Consider the following 24,376-nt stretch of genomic DNA (forward strand, 5'->3'; position numbering starts at 1 on the left):
GAACGCCCTTCTATCGCGCTTCCCACGGCGCAAGCAGGCGCGCGCGGAAATCGTAAACGTCGTTGAAGTCCTCGATGGAATCCGTCTCGGACTTCGCGAGGATCTTTTCGTCGATGAGCGAATAGACGATTTCGCCGATGTCGCGCGTCTTCGCGAGCCCCCACGCGCGGAAGACCTGATACGTCATCGGGCCGAAGCGTTCGAGCGCGCAGTCCGCGACGCCCTCGGCGAGCTCGCGCCCGGAGACGTGGCGCTTTTCCGCCGGCGCCTTCCTGCGCCCGAGACGCCGCACGGTTTCGCCGAGCGCCTCGGACACGAAAAGGTACGCCTCGTTCGCGAAACGCGAATCGCGGAGCCGGATTTTTTCGAGAGCCTCTTCGATCGTCTGTGCCATAAGCGGGGCGTATCTTCGCGCAATTTCTCCGGAGCCGCAAGCGGAGAAAACGGCGCGGACATAAGCGTTGCGGGAACGGGCGAAAACCGTCAGAGTTTCCGTTTTACGAGAATGGACATGCTCAACAACAAATGGATACGCGGCGTCGTTCCCGCGCTCGGCATTCACCTGTGCATCGGCTCGGTCTACGCGTGGTCGCTGTTCGTCGAGCCGATCGCGGAGCACCTCGGCTGCGAAAGCCGGCTCGTGCAGATCGCGTTCAGCCTGGCGATCTTCTTTCTCGGCACGTCGGCGGCGTTCGCGGGACCGTTCGTCGAGAAGAACGTGCGCCGCTCGAGCCTGCTCAGCTGCGCGTGCTTCGTCTCGGGGCTGCTCGTGACGGCGCTCGCGCTTCACTTCAGAAGCCTCGCGGGGATCTATCTCGGCTACGGCTGCCTGATGGGCATCGGGCTGGGCATCGGCTACATTTCGCCGGTGAAGACGCTGATGATGTGGTTCTTCGACCGCAAGGGGCTCGCGACGGGCATCGCGATCATGGGCTTCGGCTTCGCGAGCACGCTGGCGAAATGGATCTCCACGCCGATTCTGGGCGCGACGGGCTCGATCGCCGCGACGCTCGCGATCCTCGCGGGAATCTACGTCGTGCCGATGCTCGCGGGCGCGCTGCTCATCAAGAAGCCCTACGACGACAGCGTTTCCGTCGCGCACGAGAACGAGGTGCCCTTCCGCTACACGGGCATTCTGCGCAACGGCGTCTTCGTGCTGATCTGGCTGATGTTCTTCCTGAACATTCACTGCGGGCTCGCGCTGATCTCGACGGCGAAGCCGATGATCGAGGCGTTCGCGGGAACGGAGATCGGCGCGGTCGCGGCGGCGGCGCTCGGCGGCACGGCGGTCGCGGTCATGGGCGTGTTCAACGGCGCGGGGCGGCTCGCGTTCTCGGCGGTCTCGGACAGATTCCGCTACCGCGCGAACATCTACATCGTCATCTTCGCGCTGTCCGTGGCGACGATCGCGGCGGCGATTCTCAGCGGGTTCAACCGCTACGCGCTCGTCGCGATGCTCTGCGTCATCTCCGCGACCTACGGCGCGGGCTTCTCCAACCTGCCGACGCTGCTCGCCGACCAGTTCGGCATGCGCAACATCAGCAAAATCCACGGGCTGAGCCTCACCGCCTGGGCCGCCGCCGGGCTGACGGGCAACCAGATGAGCGCGGCGATCTACGCGCGTTTCGGCAGCTACGACGCCGTGCTCTACTGCCTGATCCCGCAGTTCGCGCTCGCGCTCGGCATCGCCTGCTACGTGCTGCACAAGCGCCGGACGTCGCCCTCGCCGAAACAGGCGTGAGCGGGCGCGACGGCTTTCCCGTTCCCGCGGACAGAAAACGTTGATTTCGCGGCGGAAATGTGGACAATTGCGCGCACCCCATGATTATCGATACCTTGAAAAATTCCGCGCGCATTGAGGCACTCAATCCGCATTTCAAAAAAATCTTCGACTACATCAAGACGCACGACCTCTCGCGCGTTCCCGCCGGAAAAATCGTCATCGACGGCGACGACGCGTTCATCAACGTCGTCGATCATCCCGGCAAGACGAAGGAGACGGCGCGCCTCGAAAGCCACAACGATTTCCTCGACGTGCACCTGCCGCTTTCCGCGCCGGAGACGCTCGGCTGGACGCCGCGCGCCGACCTGCCGGAAACGCCCTACGACGCCGCGGGCGACTGCTCGCTCTACGACGGTCCCGCGCAGATCTACACGACGATCGTTCCCGGCCAGCTCGCCGTCTATTTCCCGGAAGACGTGCACGCGCCCGCGATTTCGCCGGTGCCCTTCCGCAAGCTCATCGTCAAGGCGCGCGTCTGAACTCCCCTCCATTTCATCCACAACAAAACGACAAGAAAGAAAAGATTATGGCAAAAAAACTCGAAGGACTCATCGCGGCGCCGCACACGCCGTTCAACGCGGACGGTTCCGTCAATCTCGACATGATCCCGAAGCAGATCGACGTGCTGCTCAAGCAGGGCGTCATCGGCGCGTACATCTGCGGCACGACGGGCGAAGGCATCTGCTGCTCCGTCGAAGAACGCAAGGCCGTCATGAAGAAATGGGCTGAATACGGCAAGGGCAAGCTCTTCATCATCGCGCACGTCGGCGCGCTCTCCATCGCGGACGCGCGGGAACTCGCCGCCTACGCGCAGGAGCTCAAGCTCGACGCCACCTCGATCGTGCCGCCGAACTTCTTCAAGCCCGGCTCGATCGACTCACTCATCGACTACCTGAACGCCGTGCTCTCCGCCGCGCCGAAACTGCCGTTCTACTATTACCACACGGGCATGTCGGGCGTGAATTTCGACATGGAGCAGTTCCTGATTAAGGCGGACGGCAAGATCAAGAACCTCGCCGGCATCAAGTTCAACTACCCGGACCTCTACATGTTCCAGCGCTGCCAGCGCGCCTGCGGCGGCAAGTATGACATCACCTGGGGCATCGACGAATGGTTCGCGGGAGCGCTCGCCTGCGGCGCGAAATCCGCCATCGGCTCCACGTACAACTACGCCGCGAAGCTCTATTACGACATCTGGAACGCCTACACGCTCGGCGACCAGAAGAAGATCGACAAGGGCATGGCGAAGGTCTGCAAGATCGTGGACATCCTCGTCCAGTACGGCGGCGTCGTCGGCGGCAAGGCGATGATGGCGTACCACAAGCTCGACATGGGCGGCGTCCGCCCGCCGCTCACCTGCCTCTCCGAAGAGCAGAAGGCGGACTGCGTCGCGCGCCTGAAGAAGATTCTCAGCGGAAAATGATCTCCGGATTTTTCCGGACCCGAAAAGCGTTCCCGCCGTTCCCGCGCGGGAACGCTTTTTTCGTCTCGCGCGGGAACGCGCCGACGCGTTAGATTCGTATGCCATGAAGCATTACGTTTCCGAGCCTTTCCGCGTGCGCTTTTCCGAAACCGACATGGCGGGCGTCGTTCACTTTTCGCAGATGCTCCGCTGGGCGGAAAACGCCGAAAGCGAGTTCTTCCGCGAACACGGACTGCCTTTCGTCGAAAAAGGCGAAACCGCGGGAACGCTCTTCGGCTGGCCGCGCGCGCGCGTCGCCGCGGATTTTCTCGCGCCCGCGCACTACGACGAGCGCATCCGCGTCCGCATCCGCCCGCGCGGCGTTCCCGCCGAGAACTCCTCGGCGCTGCACTGGGATTTCGAGATCGTCGCCGGCGAAGAATCCGAGCCGGAGCGCGCGATCGCCCGCGGCTCCTGGACGAGCGTCTATGCGCGCATCGATTCCGCCGAAAAATCCGTGCGGGCGGAAAACGTTCCCGAGACGGTCAGAAAAATTTTAAAAATCTTCGAAAACTGACTTGACGGAATCGGCGAAAAACTATTTAGTCTGTCCCATACGATTTTGAAATCGTATCCGACCTGGGGTGGTAGCTCAGCTGGTTAGAGCGCCTGCCTGTCACGCAGGAGGTCGCGGGTTCGAGTCCCGTCCATCCCGCCATTCACGAAGCCCGCAGCAATGCGGGCTTCTTCGTGTTCGGGCGGTGCGCGCACGATCCGCGCCGTCACCTTGAACGGATGCTCTTGCCCCGCCGCGCCGTCCTCGCCGTAGTCGCCGACGTCCAGGCTCAGCGTCGTCCCGCACGAAGATTCGCTCAGCTCAAGCCCGTCGCCGACGCTCAGCCGGCGCCGCTGCAGCTCGCTCTGCAGCTCCAGGCAGCACTCGACAAGCGCGTTCCACGCCTGCGCCGTGATCGCCTCTCCGGGCGAAACTCTGTTCAGATTAAAAATTCGCATTGTTTGGAAAGTTCCTTCTGATCTGTTTAATGTTTACCGTTTAAAGTGGAGGAGTTGAGGAGTTTAGGAGTAATTACCTTTTCAACTCCTCAACCTTTTCAACACCTCAACTTTCTTTTCAACTCCTCAACCTTTTCAACTCCTCGCCCTTTTCTCTTGCCGTTTCATCGTCCAAATTTTAAAACCGACTCCATGAAAAAAATCCTCGCCGCCTTGCTCCTCCTCGCCGCAGTTCCGCTCTTCGCGAAGCCGCTTCCTTCTTCCGGCCCCGAACGCAAGGCCGCGATTTCGAAAATCCACGGAAGAATAGCTCTCGTTCAGCCCGGTTTGGAGGACTACAAGGTCGCCGTCGTTCCTTTCGGATGCGAAGATCTGCGCGTCTGTTTCACCGAAGCCGGGCAGGGCGTGGGATGCTGGAAGGTTGTTCCCGCGGGTTGCGAAAATTTCAAAATCGCGATTGTTCCTTTCGGCTGCGAAGATTTCAGAATCTCATTCGTTGAATTCGGATGTCAGGGAATCAATTAAGAATAAAGCTCCTTGTCCCAGGATTCGCCTTCGGCCGAAGATTCATAGGTTTTCGTCACGGTGAAACCGTCCGCCGTAGTTCCTTGAGTGTTCACCGAAATCAGGCGCCAATTTCCTCCCTCCCAGGGTAATTTCGGAGCTCCTTTCGGATCCTCGATTTTCCCCAGACCTTTTTCTATCTTTATTGTGTTCTCCGTTGTCGCGACTGTAAGAACGTAGTGAACTGCCGTGCACGTTTTTTCTCCTGAAGAGATGTGCTTCCAGCATTTCATGATTGCATTGAAGTCCTCGCCTTCTCCTGTGAACTTCGAAACCACGTACGCGATCGTCACCTTTTGCGCTGACGTGTCGGGATCGTAGTCTCCGGCGCCTTTCTTTGAAGGAAAAACCATGTCCGCCGCCCCGTTCTTGAGCGCACGCTCAAAAAGCCCCCGGACGTTGGGGTATTTTGCAAACGCGGTTTTGTAGCTCGGATGCTTCAGCACGGACCTTTCCTTCGCGACGCTGTTCAGCGTGTAGTTCGCCGGAGTCTTCTCGATGGAAATCTCCTCGCCCGTCCACGCCGCTCGCTCGTAATAGGTGAGCGTCACCTGCCATGTTTCGCCGCCTAAAGGCTCCATGTCCGCCTTTTGAAGCACCGCCTCGCTCGCGAAGTGAGACGAACGCGTGCCGCGCGCGGGAATGCCCGCCTTCACGCTCTCATAAGTCCCCTTCTCTTTGTAGATCAGCGTGCCCGTGAACTTGTGCGCCCCCTCCAGCGAGAGGGTGCACTTCTTCGTCGTGATGGTCTTTTCTGCCATGGCTTGAAAGTTTAAGGTCGAAAGTTGATTCGCGCTGAGAGCGCGAGGAGTTCAGGAGAGATTAAGAGCTTAAAAGTTTAAAAGCTTAACGGAAAATTTTCTTTTCAACTCTTAAGCTCTTCAACTTTTAAGCTTTCCTCGACTCCTCGACTCTCTGTCGTCAGTCCGTTGTCCGTCATTGTGCGCCCGCGTTTCTTTCGGCGTTCGGAGGGATTTCCGCATTGCAAAAACGCGGGCGGAGGCGCATGATGCTCGCCGTTCGCTCCCGTGGAGGAAGCGAAACGTTATTTCAACCCATAAATCAAATTAGTTTCTGTATCGCTTATGAAAGTTCTGATGATTTCGCCGGAGGTGACTCCTTACTCCAAGACCGGCGGGCTCGGCGACGCGGTCGCGGCGCTCTCCAAATACATGGCGGCTCACGGGCATGAAGTCCGCATCGTGACGCCCGCCTACGGCTCCGTGAAGCGCGACGCTTCGTGGACGCGCTACCCGGATCCCGTCCGCGTCGAACTCGGTTTCGGCATGTACGCGGACTGCGCCGTGTGGAACGTGCCTTTCGGCGGCGCCGAGATTTCCTTCATCGAGTACAATCACTTTTTCGGCGGGAACGAAATTTACTCCAAGCGCGCGGACGACGCGCACCGCTTCGCGTTCTTCTGCAAGGCGGCGATCGATTTCTGCGAACAGGCGAACTGGATTCCGGACATCGTGCACTGCCACGACTGGACGACGGGGCTCGTTCCCGCGATTCTGAACACGCGCGACAACTGGCGCCGCATCGCCCGCGCGGGAACGGTCTTCACCATTCACAATCTGCAGCACCAGGGCTACGCGCCCAAGAGCGTCATCGACTACCTCGGGCTGCCGTGGGGGCTCTTCACCGCGGACAACTACGAATCGCTCGGCGGCATCAGCATGATGAAGGGCGCGCTCTACCACGCGACGAAGATCACGACCGTCTCGCCGACCTACGCCTATGAAATTCAGACGCCGCAGTACGGCTTCGGGCTCGACCACGTGCTGCGCCACCGCGCGCGCGACCTCACGGGCATCATCAACGGCATCGACTACGGCGAATGGTCGCCGCTGATCGACGATCTCGTTCCCGCGCACTTCAACGCGGACGATTTCTCCGGCAAGGACGTCTGCAAGGCGGAACTCCAGCGCCGCTGCGGGCTCGACGTCCGTCGCGACGTTCCCGTCTTCGGCGTCGTCTCCCGTCTCGCGGACCAGAAGGGGCTCGACCTGCTCGCCGCCGTGCTGCCGGATCTGCTCGGGCGCGCGGACATGCAGGTCGCCCTGCTCGGCAGCGGCGATCCCGCGCTGGAAAGCGCGTTCTCGCGGCTCGCGGCAATGTTCCCGGCGAAAATGTCCGCGACGATCGGATACAACAATCAGCTGGCGCACCTCATCGAGGCGGGTTCGGACTTCTTCGTCATGCCGAGCCGCTTCGAACCGTGCGGGCTCAATCAGATGTATTCGATGACGTACGGCACTCCGCCGATCGTGCGCACGACGGGCGGTCTCGTGGACACCGTCGCCGCGTGGGATCCGAAGACGCCGGGCGCGGGAACGGGCATCAACTTCCGCGACGCCGACGCCGGCGCGCTCCGCTGGGCGCTCGAACGCGCGCTGCAGCTTTACTACGATTATCCGCAGGACTACTACGCCGTGCGCTCCAACGGCATGCGCAAGGACTTCAGCTGGGACCGCTCGGTCGAAAAATACGAGGAAGTCTATCGCTCCGCGATGGAGATGCGCAAAGGCATGTTCCCGCCGCCTCCGCCGCCGAAGAAGAAGGCTCCCGCGAAGAAGCCGGAAACGCCCGCTCCCGAGGCGCCGAAGCCGAAGGCTCCCGCTCCCGCCGCGAAGGCGCCGGTGAAGCCCGCGCCGGAGGAACCCGCCAGGAAAGCCGCGCCCGCGAAGGCGCCGGAGCCGCCCAAGCCCGCCGCTCCGGCTCCGAAACCGGCGCCCGCGCCCAAACCGGCCGCCAAGCCGGCGAAGCTCGGCGGCAAGAAGCGGAAATGATTTTCGCAGGGGGAAGCGGCATTTTCGTCGCTTCCCCTTTCAATTTTCGTTTTATTCGTCCCCCATGCAAACGGCATCCGAACTTTCCCGAGAAACCTCGCTGCGCATCACGGCGGCGCGCGCCGTCGTCCGCGAAAACATCGCGTTCTTCGCCGAGAATTTCTCGCACGTGGAAAGCCGCTGGAAAAAAGACAACTCGCGCGTCACCGACGCCGACCTGACGCTCTCGCGCAACATCACCGAGGCGGTTCTGAAAAAATTTCCGGACGACGATTTCTGCTCCGAAGAAGCCCTGCCCCCGCCGGGCGCGCCGCGCTTCTTCAACGCGAAATTCGCCTGGGTGCTCGACCCGATCGACGGCACGAACAACTTCGCGCGCGGCATTCCGCTGTGCGCGATTTCGCTCGCCCTGCTCCGCGACGGCGTTCCCGTTTACGGCATCATCTACGACCACGCGCAGCGCTGCGTGCTCGAAGGCGGCGAGACCGTGCCGCTCTCGCGCGACGGCGTTCCCGTGAACCCGCCGCCGGAACTGCCCTACGACGAGCACAGCCTCATCAGCCTGCACTTCCCGCTCAAGCAGCACGAGCTGCTCGAACTCGCGCCGCTCACGTCCGTGAACGCGCTGCGCTGCCAGGGCTCGGCGGCGCTCAATCTCGCCTACAACGCCTTCGGCGCCGTGGACGGGAGCATCGACCATTTCACGCGCGTCTGGGACATCGCGGCGGCCTACGCGATGCTGCTCGCCGCCGGGCGCAGAATCGTCTTTCTCAAGAACAAGCCGTTCCCGCTGCGCGAGATTTCCGCCGACATGCCGAAACTGCGCTGGATCGCGGGAACGCGCGGCTTCCTCGCCCGCGCCGAACAGCTCGGCCTGCTCTGAAAACCGCGGGAAAACGCGCGGCGTTCCCGCGCGCCTCGCCGGAAAAATTTTGCCTTCCCGCCCCGCTCGGCGCATAGTGCGGGCATGAACAAAGTCAAATCCATGACCGGCTACGGCCGCGAAGCCTTTTCCGTCGAAAACGCGGATTTTTCCGTCGAGATCTCTTCCGTGAATCAGCGCGGACTCGCGATTTCCGTTTCCGCGCCGCCGGAATGGACGCCCGCCGCCGAACGTCTGCTCGCTCCGCTCGTCCGCGCGCGCGTCGCCCGCGGGAAAATCACGCTCGCCCTGCGCCTCGGCGGCGGAAAGAACACCGCACCCGCAGAAAGTTTTTCCTGGGACGAAGCCGCCGTCGCCGAAACGCTCGCGAAAATGCGCGCCGCCGCCGACCGCGCGGGCATCGATTTCGCGCCGGACGCGACCGTTTATCTGCGGCTCGCCGAGCTGCACCGCGCCCGCGCCGCGGCGCTCCCCCCGCTCGAAGACGAAGCCGTCGCCGCCGCCGTCCGCGCCGCCGTCGAACGCGCGCTCGCCGATTTCGTCGCGATGCGGGAACGCGAGGGCGCGAACCTCGAAGCCGACCTGCGGGAACGCCTCGCGCGGCTGCGCGCCTGGGCGGACGGCATCCGCGAAGCCTCGGCGGGAACGGTGGCGCGCAGCCGCGACGCTCTGCGCGCACGCCTCGCCGCGCTCGGGCTCGAAATCGATTCGGACGATCCGCGCTTCCTAAAGGAGATCGCGATCTTCGCGGACCGCTGCGACATTTCCGAAGAGCTGACGCGCCTCGCGAGCCACTTCGCGCAGTTCGAAAACTGTCTCGTCGAAGCCGAATGCGGCCGCAAGCTCGACTTCATCTGCCAGGAGATTCTCCGCGAATTCAACACGATCGGCAGCAAGGCGAACGACGCCGCGATCACGCGCCGCGTCGTCGAGGCGAAGAACGAGCAGGAACGCCTCCGCGAGCAGGTTCAGAACATCGAGTGAGCCGCCGAAATCATCGGTCGGCGCAGAGCTTTTCCGCGAAGCGCTCGGCGTAGAGCGGAATCCAGGTCACGCCCTTGGAGCCGAAGCCGTTGAAGAGAAAGAGCTTCGAAAACTTCTCGTGCGCGCCGACTTTCGGGAGCGCGCCCTGCACGGCGGGACGCACGCCCGCGCGGTGCGCGACCACGCGCGGGAACGCGCCGCCGGGCAGCTGCGGGAACAGCACCGCGAACGCGCGGCTCAGGCGTTCCGCGACGGCGGGCGTCGGCTCCGCGTCGAGCGTCTCGCGGTCGTAGTTCGTGCCGACGAGCCAGCGCGCGCCGCCGAGCGGCACCGCGACGACGTTGCTCTTGAGAATCTGCGCCTGAAAATCCTCCGTTCCCGCGAGCTCGATTTCGACGAACTCGCCCTTCGCCGGCTGCCATTTCAGGTGCGAGAACCACGGATTTTCGCGCACGCGGAAGCCCTCGCAGAAGACGATTCCGCCGCGCGCCTCGCCCCCGCGCCAGCGCGCGCCCGAGCGCGAGACTTCGACGTCGGCGCAGTCGAACTTTTCTTCGAGCAGCACGCCGCGGGAACGCCAGTCCGCGCGCGCGCGGTCGAGCAGTTTCGGAATGTCGAGCCGCCCCGCGCGGTTGACGAAAAATCCGCCGAGCCGGTCGGCGAGCGCGCCGCCGCAGAGCGTTCCCGCGGGAACGTCCTCGGAGAGCCAGCCCGCGTATTCGGGATCCGCCGCGCGCTTCGCCTTGACCTCGCGCTCGTGCTCCGACGAGTAGAAGCGGTAGAACGGGAGCTCGCGGAAAAACGTCCCGCAGAAACGCGCGCCCAGCTCCGCGTAGACGCGCTTCGCGGCGGGCAGGAGGTCGTCGACGCCGAGCGTCTTGACGATGCGCATCCCCGTGACGGGATTGAGCACGCCCGCGGCGACGCGCGAAGCGGCGGGACCGCCGTCGTCGACGACGAGCACGCGCTGCCCGCGCTTTTCGAGCTCGAGCGCGAGCAGCGTTCCCGCGAGCCCCTGCCCCACGACGATGAAGTCGTGGGCGGGCTCGGCGGCGGCGGCGCGGGATTTTTTGAAGAAATCGAATATCATGGCGTTTTCGGGAACGGGGACTCGGGAGACTCGGGGGACGGCGGAAAAAAGCCGACGTCCCCGAATGTTCTGCTTAAAAAACAAAGGAGGGGCGCCGAGAACGGGCGTCCCTCCCTGGAAAACGGCGCGCACGCCTTAGAGCGCGATCGCCGCGAAATAGACCAGACAGCCGAGGACCGTGAGCGCCGTGAAGAACACGAGCGAAATGCGCGACGCGACGCCCGGGCACGACAGCGCGGGAGCGGAATCCGCTTCTTCCGTCGCGAACGCCGAACGAATCCACACGAAATAGTAGTACACGCTGGCGACGACGCAGGCGAGCATGATCGCGGCGGGAACGTAAAGCCCCGCGGAGAACACGATCCAGAGAATGCCGAGCTTCGCGATGAAGCCTACCGTCGGCGGAATGCCGGCGAGCGACGCCAGCCCGGAAACGACCGCGCCCGCGAGCACCGGCGAACGCTTCGCCAAGCCGCGGAAGTCGTTCACGTCCTGCAGCGCCTCGTCGCCCGCGCCGGCGGGAACGCGCGCCATGACCGAAAAGATCGGATACAGAGACAGCACGTAGAACACGAGGTAGAGCGCGAGCGCGAAAAGCATGGAGTCGGACGCCGCGGAGCCTTGCGTCTGCAGAATCTTGCCGAACGCGAGCATGCCGAGCACCATGTAGCTCGCGTGCGAGACGCCGGAAAGCCCGAGCAAGCGCTTCACCTTGCGCTGGCCGAGCGCCGTGACGTTCGCGTACACCATCGAAATGAGCGTGAGCACGAGCAGCACCGGAAAAAGCACGTCGAAGACCGGCGCGAACACGACGAGAAACACCCCCGTCATTCCGAAGCCGACGCCCTTGGAAAGCGTCGCGAGGAAGAACGTGACGTGCGTCGGCGCGCCCTGATACGTGTCCGGAATCCAGAACTGCATCGGGAAGACGCCGAACTTGAACAGCACGCCGCAGAGCGTCAGCGCGACGCCGGCGAGCGCGACCGCGTTCGTCGGATCTTGATTCAGCAGCGCGAAGACGGAGCCGTAGCCGAGCGCGTCGGGCGCCCACGGAGCGGGCACGCCCGCCAGCGCGGAAGCGCCGTAGAGCAGCACGACGCCGAAGAGCATCAGCGCGCCGGAGACGCCGCCGGCGATCAGGTATTTCACGCCCGCCTCAAGCGAGGCGACGCTCGTGCGGTACGAGCCGACGAGCGCGTAGAGCGTGACCGTCAGCGTTTCGAGCAGCACGAAGAACGCGATGAAATTGGTGGACTTGAGAAGCGCCGCCGCCGCCGCCGTCGCGACGAGAATCAGATGATTCGTGATCGGCGCGGAAAATTCCGCGCGCTCGCGCACGGTGCGGGCGACGAGCGTCGTCAGAAACGCGCAGCCGATGAAGAAGAGCGCGAACGACGCGAAAAAGGGCGCCGCCATGCCGAAAATCGACCCGTCCGTTCCGCTCGCGAGCGCCGCCAGGTGCGGGCAGACGAGCTGAGCGACGGAAAACAGCGCCGCGACGAGCAGCACGCCGCAGGTCGCGGTGAAGCCGACGGCTGGACGCTTCTTCGAGCACCACACGTCGAGCGCGAGCACGAGCAGCGCGCCCGCCGCGAGAATGATTTCCGGCAGGAACGCGGAGACGAGCGCGCCCGTCGGCTGCCAAGCTTGGATGAATTCTTGCATTTTCGGAGAATTTTAAAGGTTATTGCTGCGGCGCGGGAACGGCTTCGGTCGCGGCGGGCGCGGGAGCGGCCTCCGCGGAAACCTCCGCGACGACGCATTCCGTGCACTCCGCGGCGGCGCATTCGACGCAGGGCTCGGAAACGAGCTTGTCCAGCGCGGGATTGAGCTCGTCCGTCACCAGCGACGGCACGAAACCGACGGCGACGAGCGCTGCGAAAAGCAGCAGCGCGGGAACGCGTTCGGCGGGCGTGATGTCGCGGATCGCGTCGAATTTTTCCGGCGGGAGCGTTTCCGCGTTCGGCTTGCCGTAGAACACGCGGGCGACCGCGCGCAGGCCGTAGATCGCGGAAATGACGATGGAGGCGACGACGAGCGCGACCAGCCAGAACGGCTTGAGGCTCGCCAGCGAAACGAAGATCGAGAGCTCGCCCCAGAAATTCGCGAAGCCCGGCAGACCGACGCTCGCCATCGTCGCGGCGACGAAGAAGCCCGCCAGCACCGGCGCGCGCGACGCCAGACCGCCCATCGAAGGCATGTCGAGCGTTCCCGTGCGGTCCGCGACGGACTGCGTCAGGTGGAACATCAGCGCCACGGAAAGCCCGTGCGCGAACATCATCATCACCGCCGCGCCGAGACCCGTGACCTCGCCGCCGCTGAACGCGAACGCCGCGATGCCGAGGAAGATCGGACCCATGTGCGCCACGGAAGAATAGGAGACCATGTGCTTCAGGTCGCGCTGCACCATCGTGATCAGGCCGATGACGAGCACGTTGCCGAGCGCGAGCGCGAGAATCCAGTTCGACCAGTCCGCAAGCCCGAGCGGCAGGAACGCCGCGCCGAGCTGAATCAGCCCGTAAAGTCCGAATTTCTTGAGCACGCCCGCGTGAAGCATCGAAACGGGCGTCGGCGCCGCCGAATACGTGTCCGGCGCCCACGAATGGAACGGGAACAGCGAAACGAGAATCCCGAAACCGAAGAGCAGCAGCGCGAAGAGCGTCGACTGCGTTCCCGTGTCGAACGAGACGAGCGCGTTCTTGATCGCGATGAAATCGAAGGGCACGCCCGCGTCCAGATTCACGTAGAACGCGATGAGACCGGCGAGGGAAATCATGGCGCCGAGCGTCAGATAGACCGCCATCGTGATCGCGGCGTTTTTGCGCGCGCAGCCGCCCCAGACGAGAATCGCGATGAAGGTCGGAATCAGCGCGAACTCGTGAAAAATGTAAAACGCGAAGACGTCCTCGGAAGCGAAAAGCCCCAGCAGCCCCGTCTCGATGAACAGCAGCGTCGCGTAGTAAAGCGTCGGCTTCTTCGCGTCCTTGGTCGCCAGCGCGCGCCAGCCCGCGGCGAGCCCGACGACCGCCGCCATCACGAAGAGCGGCAGCGAAATGCCGTTCAGCCCCAATTTGAGCCCGACGCCGAGACTTTCGACGCCGATCCACGGGCATTCCGAGAAGAACGCGTAGCCGGTCGCGGCGTCCTTCGCGCCCGAGAACAGGCAGAACAGCGCGATCGCGATCGCGCACGGAAGCGCGAAGCCCACGAGGGCGATCGCCTTGCGCACGGCGAGGGGCGCGCTTTTTGCCAAAAACAAAAGCACGCTCGCGACGAGCGGCGCGGCGACGGCGGTTTGGAGAAGATTTGCTGAATTCATGCTAAAAATTTTCGAAGAGCATAAAGCAATTCGGGCGCGCTATCAAGATTTTCGTCTAAACGGACGCTCCGACTTTTTCCGTTCCCAAACCTCGCAAGCTTTTCTTCACGCGCCCGCGCGCGGGCGAAAAAATGGCGCCCCCGCCGGGAATCGAACCCGGATAACCTGCTTAGAAGGCAGGTGTTCTATCCATTGAACTACGGGGACGCGCGAAAAGGCGCTTCAGCAAATCAGACTCTTGAAGTCGGAAAAGCCTTCGGAAATGCCGCCGGGAACGCCCTTGTTGAGGACGGCGACGGCGTCGTGGGAATGCAGCGATTCGAGGTGCGCGCAGACGATCTGGAAATCGCGGATGCGCGGGTCGGCGTCGAACTCGGCGAAGAGCTCGCGCGCGGCGTCTTCGACGAATTTGTAGTAGGCGCCGTTCATTTCGGCGAACGCCTGTTCGTCCTCGCGCTTGACCATCGCCTGCGTCTCGGTGTGGAGCGCGCGCAGACAGTGTTCCTTGAAGTCCTCGACGAAGATTTCGGGCGTTCCCGCGAGCTCGGCGCGGACGCGCGCCTTCGAGCGCTGCGAATGCGGAATGCCGAGAATGTTGCGGGAACGACGCGCGTGCTCGGAAAGCTCCGCCGAGCACGGACACGCGGAAGAATACACGAAATCGAAGGTCACGAACGCGCGGAAGGCGCCGTTTTCGAGAACGCCCTCGAACGCGCAGTCGTAATACTGATAGCCGACGAGCCCGCTGCGCAGGCTGCGCTGCGGAATCGGATAGGAAAATTCGAGACGGAGCTGCGCGCGCGAGGAGCCGATTTCGGCGAGGTATTTCCGCAGGATCTTTTCGAGCGTCGCGGGCGTGAAGACCTCCTCGGCGAACTCGTAGAAAATGCGGACGATGCGCGACATGTTGATGCCCTTGTGGCGGGCGTCGAGCGAGACCGTTCCCGTGACGGAAGTCTCGAGCGTCGCGGGCGCGGCGCCGTCGGGGCGCGCGAATTTCAGCGGCAGGCGGAAGTTGGACATGCCGACCTGGAGAATCGGCACGGCTCCGCCGTCGATGCCGGGCGCGTTTTCGTTCTGCATGTCCGGCAGCGAAGCGCGATATTCGGGAGTCATCCTGAACTCCCGGTCGTAAAACTTACGCGGCGACTCGTTGCTCATGAAATTGAAGGGCGATTCTCGCATTTTCCCGCCGGGATGTAAAGCAAGTTAAGGAAAGACGACCGGCGAAGCGCGACGGTTCGGGGAAGCTCAGAGCGCGGAATCGAGGAGGCGGCGGAGGTCGGAGAGCGTCGTGCACGCGTGCAGCCCGGCGCGGACGCGCTTGCCCGCGGGAACGCCGTAGGTGAACGGGTGCAGGCGCGCGAGCAGCCAGCGGACGTTTTCCGCGCCGGACGCGCCGCGCGTGCGGGCGAGCGTCTCGGCGTAGCGGAAAAGCGTCGCGAAGACGACGTCCGCCGCGGGCTTTTTCTCCTCGGGCAGCTCCGCTTCGGGCGTTCCCGCCTCGAGCGCGGCGAAACGCTTTTTTATGCGGGAGAAAATCCACGGATCGCCGAGCGCGCCGCGCCCGATCATGAGCCCGCGCACGCCCGTTTCGCGCACGCGCCGCACGGCGGTCGCGGCGTCGCGGACGTCGCCGTTGCCGATCACGGGAATGCTCACGGCGCGCGCGACTTCGCCGATTTTTTCCCAGTCCGCCTCGCCGGAATAGCCCTGCGCCTTCGTGCGTCCGTGCACGGCGACGGCGCGCACGCCCGCGTCCTCGAGCCGCTTCGCCGCCTCGACGTGCACGAACGAAGTCGAGTCCCAGCCGAGGCGGATCTTCGCCGTGACGGCGGTCGCGGGAACGGCGGAGACGACGGCGCGCGCGATTTTTTCCATCAGCGGCAGATCGCGCAGCAGGCCGGACCCCGCGTTGCATTCGACGACCTTGCGCGCCGGGCAGCCGAAATTCAGGTCGATGAAATCCGGACGCAGCCGCGCTTCGAGCAGGCGCGCCGCCGCCGCCATGGACTCGGGAACGGCGCCGAAAATCTGCACGCCCATCGGCCGCTGCTCGGGCGTGAAGTCCACGTCGCGCCACGCGCGTTCCCGCGCGCGGATGAGCGGCTCGCTCTGCACGAACTCGGAGACGAGCACGTCCGCGCCCTGCTCTTTGCACAGCGCGCGGAAAGCGATGTCGGTGAAGCCCGACATCGGCGCCAGATAAAGCGGAACGGACATGGGGCGAAGGACAGTTCAGGAGCGAAGGAGTTACAGGCGGCAAGCGTCTGAAAAGTTTAGAGTTGAGCGTTGAGAGTTGATTCGCGCTTGCGCGCGAGGAAAGTTCCCTCGGCGGAGCCGAATCAACAGGCGGCGCAGCCGCCGATTCAACTCTCAGCTCTCAACTTTGCTCACGCGAGCCCGAGCTTGCGGAGCTCCTGCGCGAGCAGCACGCGGAATTCCGAAACGTCCTGCGGCGAGGGACGGTAGTTCGGCGGAAGCCCGTCGAGCCCGAGACGCTCCGCCTCGTCCACGAACCAATTGCCCCGCGTCCCGTCGGAAAACCGCACGCCGCCTCCGACGAGCACGCCGGGCGCCTGCACGGGATCGACGGTGACGGAAACCTTGGAGACCTCTTCCGCGGCGGCGTTCGCGGCGGGCGTTCCCGCAGGCACTTCGTCCTCGTCGGCGAAGGCGTGCGGATTCGCGCCGCGCGGCGTCTGTCCGGGATGCTGCGGCGGCACGGGAACGGGGCTTCCCGGGCGCGGCAGCGCTCCCGCGGGAACGTTGGCGGGCACGCCCGTCGGCGCGGCGGCGGCGGGCTCGACCGGCTCCGGCTTGTCCTGCAGCTCGAGGTCGAGATCGTCCACAAGGAAACGCACGTCCATGTAAGTCAGCTTCACGCCGAATTCGTCGGCGATTTTCGTCTGCACTTCGGAGAGCGTCGCGCCGTCGGCGACCCAGCGCGCGACGGCATTTTTCTGTTCGTTGTTCAAATTCATGGCGTAAGTTTCGGTTTCGTTTTTACGGGAAAGCGGCGCGGGAAGGCCGCGTTTTTCATTTCACGACGATGTTCACGAGCTTGCCGGGAACGACGATTTCGCGGACGATTTCCTTGCCGTCGATGAACTTGCGGACGGAGGCGTCCGCGCGCGCGGCGGCGAGCATCGCGTCCTTCGTCGCGCCGACGGGCAGCTTCGCCTCGGAGCGGCGTTTGCCGTTGACGGAGAAGACGACCGTGATCGCGTTCTCGGCGCACTTCGCCTCGTCGCACACGGGCCACGGGCTTTCGCAGACGGATCCGGTCGCGCCGAGGCGGTGCCAGAGCTCTTCCGCGATGTGCGGCGCGAACGGCGCGATGAGCTTGAGCAGCCCGCGCGCGGTGTCGCGCGTGAACGCGGGCTCCTTGTCGAGCGCGTTCATCAGAATCATGAACTGCGAAATCGCCGTGTTGAAGCCGAGCGATTCGATGTCGGCGGAAATCTTTTTGATCGACTGGTTGAAGACGCGCTGGAAGTCCTCGCTCTCCGCCGCGGCGTCGGACACGCGCGCGGAGATTTCGCCCGTCGTCTCGTCCACGAACGCGCGCCACAGGCGGCGCAGCAGGCGCGCCACGCCCTCGATGCCCTTCGTGTTCCAGGGCTTCATCGCTTCGAGCGGCCCGAGGAACATCAGGTAAAGGCGCAGGGCGTCCGTGCCGTAGTCGGCGACGATCTGGTCGGGGTTGACGACGTTCCCGCGCGACTTCGACATTTTTTCGCCGTCCTCGCCGAGAATGATTCCCTGGTGAAAAAGGCGCGTGAACGGCTCGGGCGTGGAAAGCACGCCGATGTCGTAGAGGAAGCGGTGCCAGAAGCGCGCGTAAAGCAGGTGGAGCACGGCGTGTTCGGCGCCGCCGATGTAGAAGTCCGGCGTCTTCCAGTACGCGAACGCGTCGGGATCGACGGGGCCCTTGTCGTAGTCGGGCGAAAGGTAGCGCAGGTAGTACCAGCACGAGCCCGCCCACTGGGGCATCGTGTTCGTCTCGCGCGTCGCGGCGACCCAGCCCTCGGGCGCGGTCTCGCCCTCGGCGCGGGAACGCGTTTCGCCCGTCGAGAGGTTCACGAAGACGTCGACCCAGCCCTTGGCGTTGGCGAGCGGCGATTCGCCCGTTCCCGAAGGCTTGTAGGATTCGACCTCGGGCAGCTCCAGCGGGAGCGCGGACGCCGGGAGCGGCACGGCGACGTGCGTCGCGCCGTCGAGCGTGCGGTAGGAAATCTTTTCCGCCGGCATGAACTCGCGCAGCGCGGAGTCGGCGGGGATTTTTTCGTAGTCGCTTTCGGAGACCCAGACGATCGGGAACGGCTCGCCCCAGTAGCGCTGGCGCGAGAAAAGCCAGTCGCGCAGCTTGTAGTTGACGGTGCCGCGTCCCCAGCCGCGCTCTTCGACGTATTTCGTGATCGCCTTCTTGGACTCGCTCGTGGGCATGCCGGTGAACTCGCCGGAGTTGACGAGCACGCCGTTCGCGACGAACGACGCCTGCTGCACGTCCACCTTCGCGTCGGGATTGTCGACGACCTGAATGATCGGAATGTCGTGCGCCTTGGCGAACTCCCAGTCGCGCTCGTCATGCGCGGGAACGGCCATGATCGCGCCCGTGCCGTAGCCCATGAGCACGTAGTCCGCGACCCACACGGGAACGCGGTCGCCGTTGAGCGGATTGATCGCGTAGCCGCCCGTGAACACGCCGGTCTTTTCCTTGGCGAGGTCGGTGCGCTCGAGGTCGGACTTGTTGCGCGCCTTTTCGACGTAGGCTTCGACGGCGGCGCGCCGCTCGGGCGTCGTGAGGCGTTCCCGCAGCGGATGCTCGGGCGCGATGACCATGTACGTCACGCCGTAGAGCGTGTCCGGGCGCGTGGTGAAGATCTTGAGCTTGGTCGCGGGATCGTCGGCGATCGGGAACTCGACCTCCGCGCCCTCGCTGCGGCCGATCCAGTTCTTCTGCAGACGCTTGGTGGAATCCGGCCAGTTCAGCTCGTCGAGCCCGGCGATGAGTTTTTCGGCGTAGGCCGTGATCTTGAGCACCCACTGGCGGATCGGGCGGCGCTCGACGGGGAAGTTCCCGCGCTCGCTGCGCGGCCCCTCGTCCGTGTTGAGCACTTCCTCGTTGGCGAGCACGGTGCCGAGCTCAGGGCAGAACCACACCGGCTTGTCGTCCACGTAGGCGAGCCCGTGCTTGAAGAGGTTGAGGAAAATCCACTGCGTCCACCGGAAGTACTTCGGCTCGATCGTGGAGATTTCGCGCTCCCAGTCGATGGCGAAGCCGAGCATCTGCAGCTGGCGGCGGAAGTTGTCGATGTTCGCGAGCGTCTGCCCGCGCGGGTGCTTGCCCGTCTTGATGGCGAACTGCTCCGCGGGCAGGCCGAACGCGTCCCAGCCCATCGGGTGCAGGACGTTGAAGCCCTTGGCGCGTTTGTAGCGCGCGAGAATATCGGACCCGGTGTAGCCCTCCGGATGGCCGATGTGCAGCCCCGCGCCGGACGGATACGGGAACATGTCGAGCACGTAGAACTTCGGCTTGTCGGACTTGTTCACGGCGCGGAACGTCTTTTCTTCCGCCCAGAATTTCTGCCAGCGTTTTTCGATCTCGGAAAAATTGTATTCGGAGGAACTCATGATGAAAAAATATTTCTTTCAATCGTAGATTTTTCCCGCCGCGGGAGCAAATTGAAATTTGAAGCGCCGTTCCCGCCGCGCCGTTTTTCCGTTTGCGCCGCGGGCGCGGGAACGGATAGAATCCGCGGATATTTTCAAACCGTCCCCTCTTATGGAAAAAAGAACGCTCATCATCGGTGCGGGCGGCGTCGGCAACGTCGTCGCTCACAAAGTCGCGCAGAACGCGGCGGAATTCGGCGAAATCATGCTCGCCTCGCGCAACGAAAACAAATGCAAGGCGATCGCGACGGACGTCCGCAACTCCACCGGCGTCGTGCTCAAGACCGCGAAGGTCGACGCCGACAACGTGCAGGAGGTCGTCGCGCTGCTCCGCGAGTTCAGGCCGCAGGTGCTCATCAACGTCGCGCTCCCGTATCAGGATCTGCCTCTGATGGACGCCTGCCTCCACGCCGGCGTGCACTACGTGGACACCGCGAACTACGAACCGCCGAACCACGCCAAGTTCGAATACTCCTGGCAGTGGGCCTACCGCGAACGCTTCGAGAAGGCCGGCCTCACCGCCCTGCTCGGCTCCGGCTTCGACCCGGGCGTCACCAACGTCTATTGCGCCTACGCGCAGAAGCACCTCTTCGACGAAATCGAAACCGTGGACATTCTCGACGCGAACGCGGGCGACCACGGCTATCCCTTCGCGACGAACTTCAACCCGGAAATCAACATCCGCGAAATCACTCAGCGCGGACGCTACTGGGAAAACGGCGAATGGAAGGAGACCGGCCCGCTCGAAATCCGCCGCGAGTACGACTTCCCCGTCATCGGCGAAAAAAGCGCCTACCTGATGTATCACGAAGAGCTCGAATCACTCTGCCAGAACATCAAAGGGCTCAAGCGCATCCGCTTTTTCATGACGTTTTCCGACAAGTACCTGACGCACCTGCACGTGCTTCAGAACGTCGGCATGACGCGCATCGACCCGATCGAATACCAGGGGCAGAAGATCGTCCCGATCCAGTTCCTCAAGGCGATTCTGCCCGATCCCGCCTCGCTCGGTCCGCGCACCAAAGGCAAGACCTGCATCGGCTGCGAAATCACGGGAACGAAGGACGGCAAAAAGCGCAAAGTCTTCATCTACAACGTGTGCGACCACCAGGAATGCTACCGCGAAGTCAAGTCTCAGGCGATCAGCTACACGACGGGCGTTCCCGCGATGATCGGCGCAATGATGGTCGCGAACGGCAAGTGGCGCAAGCCCGGCGTCTGGAACATGGAGGAAAACGATCCCGACCCGTTCATGGAAAAGCTGAACGAATGCGGGCTTCCGTGGCACGTCCTCGAAATGGATCCCGAGGAGAAAGCTTAAAGGTTAAGGCTTAAAGCTTAAAGAGAGGCGTTCCCGCGGGCGAACCGCGGGAACGCTTTTTTTTTCGCGCGCGGAAAATCAGAACGGCGTCTCCTCCGCGAACTCCTCTCGGAGGACGAGCTCGGCGGGCTCCCGCGGGAACGCCGCGGGCGGCATTTTGAGGCGGGAACGCAAATCGTCGAACGTCGAGAAATTCTCGATTTCGCGGCGGCGTTCCCGCGCGAGCTTCAGAAAATTCTCCTCGCGCTCGACGCCGAGAAATCTCCGCCCGAGCAGATTCGCGGCGATGCCCGTCGTCCCGCTTCCCGCAAACGGATCGAGCACCCACGCGCGTTCCCGCGGGGACAAGAAAAGCGGCGGTCGGGAACGCCCTTCCCGGCCGCCGCCCGGCACGCGCGCTTCGAAGGCGCACCGCCGATCGTGCTTATTACTGGTTGCTGAAAATCTGGAATCCCGCGTAGGCTTCCGCGCCGTGTTCGTCGAGGTCGAGACCGCGCAGTTCCGTCTCCTCCTCGACGCGCAGGCCGAGCGTCTTTTTGATCGCCCAGAAGATGACGAGCGCGCACGGGAACGAGACGAATCCCGCCAGCACGCCGAGCAGCTGCACGCCGAACGTGTATTCGGGAACGGTCGAGAAGATCCCCACAGCGAGCGTGCCCCAGACGCCGCACACGAGGTGCACCGAAACCGCGCCCACGGGATCGTCGATGCGGATCTTGTCCACGAGCAGCACCGAGAGCACGACGACCACGCCGCCGATGAGCCCGATCAGAATCGAGGCGCCCCACGACACGCAGTCCGCGCCCGCCGTGATGCTCACGAGCCCCGCGAGGCAGCCGTTCAGCGTCATCGAAAGATCCGGCTTCTTCAGCACGATGCTGCTCGTCAGCGCCGCGCCCACGATGCCCGCCGACGCGCCGAACATCGTCGTCACGAGCACGAACGAAATCTTTTCCGGATCCGCGTTGAGCACGCTCCCGCCGTTGAATCCGAACCATCCGAACCACAGCAGGAAGACGCCGATCACCGCGAGCGGCATGTTGTGGCCCATGATCGGGCGCGCCACGCCGTTGACGAATTTTCCGATGCGCGGGCCGACGAGGATCGCCCCCGCGAGCGCCGCCCAGCCGCCGACCGCGTGCACGAAGGTCGAGCCCGCGAAGTCGTGGAAGTTCAGATCCGCGAGCCAGCCTCCGCCCCAGCCCCACGAGCCGACGATCGGATAGACGAGCGTCACGAACACGAGCGTGAACAGCAGGAACGAATTGAGCTTCGTGCGCCCCGCGACCGCGCCGGAGACGATCGTCGCGCTCGTCGCCGCGAACATGCCCTGGAAGAAGAAGTCAGTCCAGAACGTGAACGCGCCGTTGTACGCGAACGGGTCGCCCTCGGGCGGCGTCAGCCCGAAACCGGCGAAGCCGAACGCGTGCCCGAGCAGCCAGTTGCCCGCGCCCGGATACATCAGCGCGAAGCCGACCGCCGCGTAGGTCAGAAAACCGATCGGCGGCACCATCGTGTTCTTGAACAAAATGTTCGTGCAGTTCTTCGCCCGGGAGAGCCCGGACTCAACCGCCGCGAATCCCAGGTGCATCATGAAGACGAGCATCCCGCCGATGAGCACCCAGAGATTGTTCACGAAGAAGTTCTGCGCCGAATCCGCCGCGGGAACGGGCGAAACCGCGGGAACGACGGCCGCCGCCGCCGCGGGCGTTCCCGCCGCGTCCTGCGCGAACAGCGTTCCCGCCGCCGCGACCGACGCGCCGACGAGCGCAGTCAAAATCAGATTTTTTCTGTTCATAAAGTTTTTCCTTTGATTTTCAGAGATGAACTTTCGTCGTCCGCCGTTCCTCAGCCGATCGCGCCGGAATTCTCCTCCTTCGTGCGGATGCGGATCGCGCGCTCGAGCGGCAGCACGAAGATCTTGCCGTCGCCGATGTGCCCGGTCGCCGCGCCCGCCATGATGCCCTGAATCGTGCTCTCGACGAACTCGTCGTTCACGGCGATCGTGAGCTGCACCTTCTTGAGCAGATTCACTTCGACCTCCGCGCCGCGGTAGGCCTTCACGAATCCCTTCTGTTCGCCGCAGCCCAGCGCGTTGGTGACGGACATCTTGTAGATCCGCCGCATGTATAACTCCTGCTTCACGGCGTTGAGCCGCTCCGGCTTGATGTATGCGATTATCATCTTCATAACGTTGAAACGAAAAAGTGATGACCGCCGCAAAGCACGCGCCGTGCCAAGGAGAAATCCTTGATTTCATGCGGGTTCCGCGGCGATCCGCCGCGTTCCCGCGCGGGGCGGTTTTACATTTTTCGGAAGCCGTTCCCGCCAGCCGGTAAAGATTTTGTAAAGAAATCCGAGGCGATGGATAATGGATAATGGATAACGGATAGTGGATAATGAATAGTGAATAGTGGATAATGGATAGTGAGTAGCGGATTACGGATAGTGCAAGTCCCGTCGGGGCTTGGAGAAACCGGAAATTTTCCCTCAAAAAAAGCGTTCCCGCGAGAATGTCCGCGGGAACGCCGTTCTTTAAGCTTTCTTCAGCGTGACGTCGCCGGCGGAAAAGGCGCGGACGGCGCCCGAGGCGTCGCGGATGAGGATGCTGCCGCGCGAATCGACGCCCTGCGCCGTTCCCGCGATTTCCTCGTCGCCGTAAATCGCCGTGACAGGACGGCCCGCGAGCAGGTCGAATTTTCCCCAAAGCGCGGCGAGCGCGGCGGCGTGCGTTCCCGCGAGAAAATCCGCGTAGGCGCGCTCGACGGCGGCGAGCGTTTCCGCGCAGACGCGGTTCACGTCGAGCGGCGCGCCGCCGAGCGCCGAGCGCATCGACGTCGCGATTCCGCGCACCTCCGGCGGGAGGGTCGCGGGATCGAGATTGACGTTCAGCCCGAGCCCGAAGACGATCCCGCGCACGCGCCCCGCGTCCGCGTGCGCTTCGGTGAGCATGCCCGCGAGTTTTTTCTCCGCGCAGAAAATGTCGTTCGGCCATTTCACGAGCGCGGGAACGCCGAATTTTTCGCGCAGCATCTTCGCGACGGCGACGCCGAGCCAGAGCGTGAAGTTCGCGAGGCGTTCCGGCGGGAGCGCGGGCGGACGGAATCCGCACGAAAGATAAAGGTTGCCGGGCTGCGCGCTCGCCCATTTGCGGCCGATGCGTCCGCGCCCGGCGGTCTGCGTGTTCGCGACGACGGCGAAGTCGCCTTCGGGCGTTCCCGCGGCGAGCATCTTCGCGGCGTCGGCGTTCGTGCTTCCCGTCTCCTCGACGACGAAGACGCGGAGACGCGATCCCGCCTCGCGTCGCCGAGCGGCGAGCGTTTCGGAAACGATTTTCTGCGGGAAAGAGGACATCGGAAAAGCTCCTGCGGAGCCGTTTAAGGTGTATTGTTTAAGGGAATGACAGGTGACAAGTGACAGGTGTCGGGATCATTGAACAACGGATAATTAATAATGAATAGTGAATAACGCAGTGATGAATACAGTTTTGAAATCCTTTCGGCGAAGCCGAACGCAAGGCGTTATTCATTATTCATTGTTCGCTGTTC

22 protein-coding genes and 2 tRNA genes are annotated in these 24,376 nt (G+C 63.6%); 10 read left to right on the top strand and 14 right to left on the bottom strand.

The window, feature by feature from the left end; translation table 11 throughout:
* Nucleotides 1–10: 10 nt before the first annotated feature.
* The gene (locus ACQREB_RS01385) at nucleotides 11–394 is read right to left on the bottom strand and encodes a Minf_1886 family protein (RefSeq protein WP_427764386.1); all 384 of its coding nucleotides are present in this window, start codon (nucleotides 392–394) and stop codon (nucleotides 11–13) included.
* 117 nt (nucleotides 395–511) lie between these two features.
* Between ACQREB_RS01385 and ACQREB_RS01390 the strand changes: the two genes are divergently transcribed.
* The 6 genes from ACQREB_RS01390 (at nucleotide 512) to ACQREB_RS01415 (ending at nucleotide 4,724) form a co-directional block, all read left to right on the top strand.
* Nucleotides 512–1,741 carry an OFA family MFS transporter gene (locus ACQREB_RS01390; RefSeq protein WP_427764389.1) on the top strand — a complete coding sequence of 410 codons (1,230 nt, stop codon included), beginning with the start codon at nucleotides 512–514 and terminating at the stop codon, nucleotides 1,739–1,741.
* Nucleotides 1,742–1,821: 80 nt separating this feature from the next.
* Nucleotides 1,822–2,262: a YhcH/YjgK/YiaL family protein gene (locus ACQREB_RS01395; RefSeq protein ID WP_427764392.1), complete on the top strand. Its 441-nt coding sequence runs from the start codon at nucleotides 1,822–1,824 to the stop codon at nucleotides 2,260–2,262.
* A 47-nt stretch (nucleotides 2,263–2,309) separates the two neighbouring features.
* Entirely contained in the window at nucleotides 2,310–3,206 is an 897-nt protein-coding gene (locus tag ACQREB_RS01400) for a dihydrodipicolinate synthase family protein (RefSeq protein ID WP_427764394.1), read from the top strand.
* Between the two features lie 103 nt (nucleotides 3,207–3,309).
* A complete protein-coding gene (locus tag ACQREB_RS01405) occupies nucleotides 3,310–3,762 on the top strand; it encodes an acyl-CoA thioesterase (RefSeq protein ID WP_427764397.1) in 453 nt (150 codons plus the stop codon).
* A 64-nt stretch (nucleotides 3,763–3,826) separates the two neighbouring features.
* A tRNA-Asp gene (locus ACQREB_RS01410) sits at nucleotides 3,827–3,903 on the top strand.
* A 488-nt stretch (nucleotides 3,904–4,391) separates the two neighbouring features.
* Complete coding sequence (locus ACQREB_RS01415) at nucleotides 4,392–4,724, top strand: hypothetical protein (RefSeq protein ID WP_427764399.1); 333 nt, start codon at nucleotides 4,392–4,394, stop codon at nucleotides 4,722–4,724.
* On the opposite strand, the gene ACQREB_RS01420 is transcribed toward ACQREB_RS01415, so the two are convergent.
* On the bottom strand, nucleotides 4,721–5,524 hold the full coding sequence (locus ACQREB_RS01420; protein WP_427764401.1) for a hypothetical protein: 804 nt from the start codon (nucleotides 5,522–5,524) through the stop codon (nucleotides 4,721–4,723). The genes ACQREB_RS01415 and ACQREB_RS01420 overlap by 4 nt on opposite strands.
* Nucleotides 5,525–5,848: 324 nt before the next feature.
* On the opposite strand from ACQREB_RS01420, the gene glgA reads away from it, so the two are divergent.
* The 3 genes from glgA to ACQREB_RS01435 all read left to right on the top strand — a co-directional run bounded on the left by glgA (nucleotide 5,849) and on the right by ACQREB_RS01435 (nucleotide 9,422).
* Nucleotides 5,849–7,555, top strand: a complete 1,707-nt coding sequence (gene glgA / locus ACQREB_RS01425) for a glycogen synthase GlgA (RefSeq protein WP_427764404.1) — start codon at nucleotides 5,849–5,851, stop codon at nucleotides 7,553–7,555.
* A gap of 64 nt (nucleotides 7,556–7,619) precedes the next feature.
* Nucleotides 7,620–8,438, top strand: coding sequence for an inositol monophosphatase family protein (locus tag ACQREB_RS01430; RefSeq protein ID WP_427764406.1), 819 nt, complete (start codon nucleotides 7,620–7,622; stop codon nucleotides 8,436–8,438).
* Nucleotides 8,439–8,522: 84 nt separating this feature from the next.
* Nucleotides 8,523–9,422: a YicC/YloC family endoribonuclease gene (locus ACQREB_RS01435; protein ID WP_427764409.1), complete on the top strand. Its 900-nt coding sequence runs from the start codon at nucleotides 8,523–8,525 to the stop codon at nucleotides 9,420–9,422.
* A 10-nt stretch (nucleotides 9,423–9,432) separates the two neighbouring features.
* Here ACQREB_RS01435 and ACQREB_RS01440 read toward each other — a convergent pair whose 3' ends face one another.
* From ACQREB_RS01440 to leuS, 8 genes are all read right to left on the bottom strand, one after another.
* Nucleotides 9,433–10,512, bottom strand: coding sequence for an NAD(P)/FAD-dependent oxidoreductase (locus tag ACQREB_RS01440; RefSeq protein ID WP_427764412.1), 1,080 nt, complete (start codon nucleotides 10,510–10,512; stop codon nucleotides 9,433–9,435).
* Between the two features lie 135 nt (nucleotides 10,513–10,647).
* Nucleotides 10,648–12,177, bottom strand: coding sequence for an NADH-quinone oxidoreductase subunit N (locus ACQREB_RS01445; protein ID WP_427764414.1), 1,530 nt, complete (start codon nucleotides 12,175–12,177; stop codon nucleotides 10,648–10,650).
* 19 nt (nucleotides 12,178–12,196) lie between these two features.
* On the bottom strand, nucleotides 12,197–13,831 hold the full coding sequence (locus ACQREB_RS01450) for a complex I subunit 4 family protein (protein WP_427764417.1): 1,635 nt from the start codon (nucleotides 13,829–13,831) through the stop codon (nucleotides 12,197–12,199).
* Nucleotides 13,832–13,963: 132 nt separating this feature from the next.
* A tRNA-Arg gene (locus ACQREB_RS01455) sits at nucleotides 13,964–14,038 on the bottom strand.
* A gap of 15 nt (nucleotides 14,039–14,053) precedes the next feature.
* Nucleotides 14,054–14,947, bottom strand: coding sequence for a GTP cyclohydrolase FolE2 (folE2, locus tag ACQREB_RS01460; RefSeq protein WP_427764420.1), 894 nt, complete (start codon nucleotides 14,945–14,947; stop codon nucleotides 14,054–14,056).
* Between the two features lie 135 nt (nucleotides 14,948–15,082).
* Complete coding sequence (locus ACQREB_RS01465; RefSeq protein WP_427764422.1) at nucleotides 15,083–16,054, bottom strand: tRNA dihydrouridine synthase; 972 nt, start codon at nucleotides 16,052–16,054, stop codon at nucleotides 15,083–15,085.
* A 170-nt stretch (nucleotides 16,055–16,224) separates the two neighbouring features.
* Nucleotides 16,225–16,815, bottom strand: a complete 591-nt coding sequence (locus tag ACQREB_RS01470) for a hypothetical protein (RefSeq protein ID WP_427764425.1) — start codon at nucleotides 16,813–16,815, stop codon at nucleotides 16,225–16,227.
* A 55-nt stretch (nucleotides 16,816–16,870) separates the two neighbouring features.
* Nucleotides 16,871–19,468, bottom strand: coding sequence for a leucine--tRNA ligase (leuS, locus tag ACQREB_RS01475; RefSeq protein WP_427764427.1), 2,598 nt, complete (start codon nucleotides 19,466–19,468; stop codon nucleotides 16,871–16,873).
* A gap of 151 nt (nucleotides 19,469–19,619) precedes the next feature.
* Here leuS and ACQREB_RS01480 point away from each other — a divergent pair, with 151 nt between their 5' ends.
* On the top strand, nucleotides 19,620–20,828 hold the full coding sequence (locus ACQREB_RS01480; protein WP_427764430.1) for a saccharopine dehydrogenase family protein: 1,209 nt from the start codon (nucleotides 19,620–19,622) through the stop codon (nucleotides 20,826–20,828).
* 78 nt (nucleotides 20,829–20,906) lie between these two features.
* On the opposite strand, the gene ACQREB_RS01485 is transcribed toward ACQREB_RS01480, so the two are convergent.
* From ACQREB_RS01485 to ACQREB_RS01500, 4 genes are all read right to left on the bottom strand, one after another.
* On the bottom strand, nucleotides 20,907–21,176 hold the full coding sequence (locus tag ACQREB_RS01485) for a DNA methyltransferase (RefSeq protein WP_427764433.1): 270 nt from the start codon (nucleotides 21,174–21,176) through the stop codon (nucleotides 20,907–20,909).
* 79 nt (nucleotides 21,177–21,255) lie between these two features.
* Nucleotides 21,256–22,626 carry an ammonium transporter gene (locus tag ACQREB_RS01490; RefSeq protein WP_427764435.1) on the bottom strand — a complete coding sequence of 457 codons (1,371 nt, stop codon included), beginning with the start codon at nucleotides 22,624–22,626 and terminating at the stop codon, nucleotides 21,256–21,258.
* A gap of 50 nt (nucleotides 22,627–22,676) precedes the next feature.
* Nucleotides 22,677–23,018 (bottom strand): P-II family nitrogen regulator, encoded by a 342-nt coding sequence (locus ACQREB_RS01495; RefSeq protein WP_427764437.1) that lies wholly within the window; start codon nucleotides 23,016–23,018, stop codon nucleotides 22,677–22,679.
* Between the two features lie 345 nt (nucleotides 23,019–23,363).
* Nucleotides 23,364–24,182 carry a biotin--[acetyl-CoA-carboxylase] ligase gene (locus ACQREB_RS01500; RefSeq protein WP_427764440.1) on the bottom strand — a complete coding sequence of 273 codons (819 nt, stop codon included), beginning with the start codon at nucleotides 24,180–24,182 and terminating at the stop codon, nucleotides 23,364–23,366.
* Between the last annotated feature and the right edge of the window lie 194 nt (nucleotides 24,183–24,376).

Origin of the sequence: Candidatus Spyradosoma sp. SGI.093, assembly GCF_050314555.1 — a bacterium.
Taxonomy (GTDB): Bacteria; Verrucomicrobiota; Verrucomicrobiia; order Opitutales; family UBA953; genus Spyradosoma.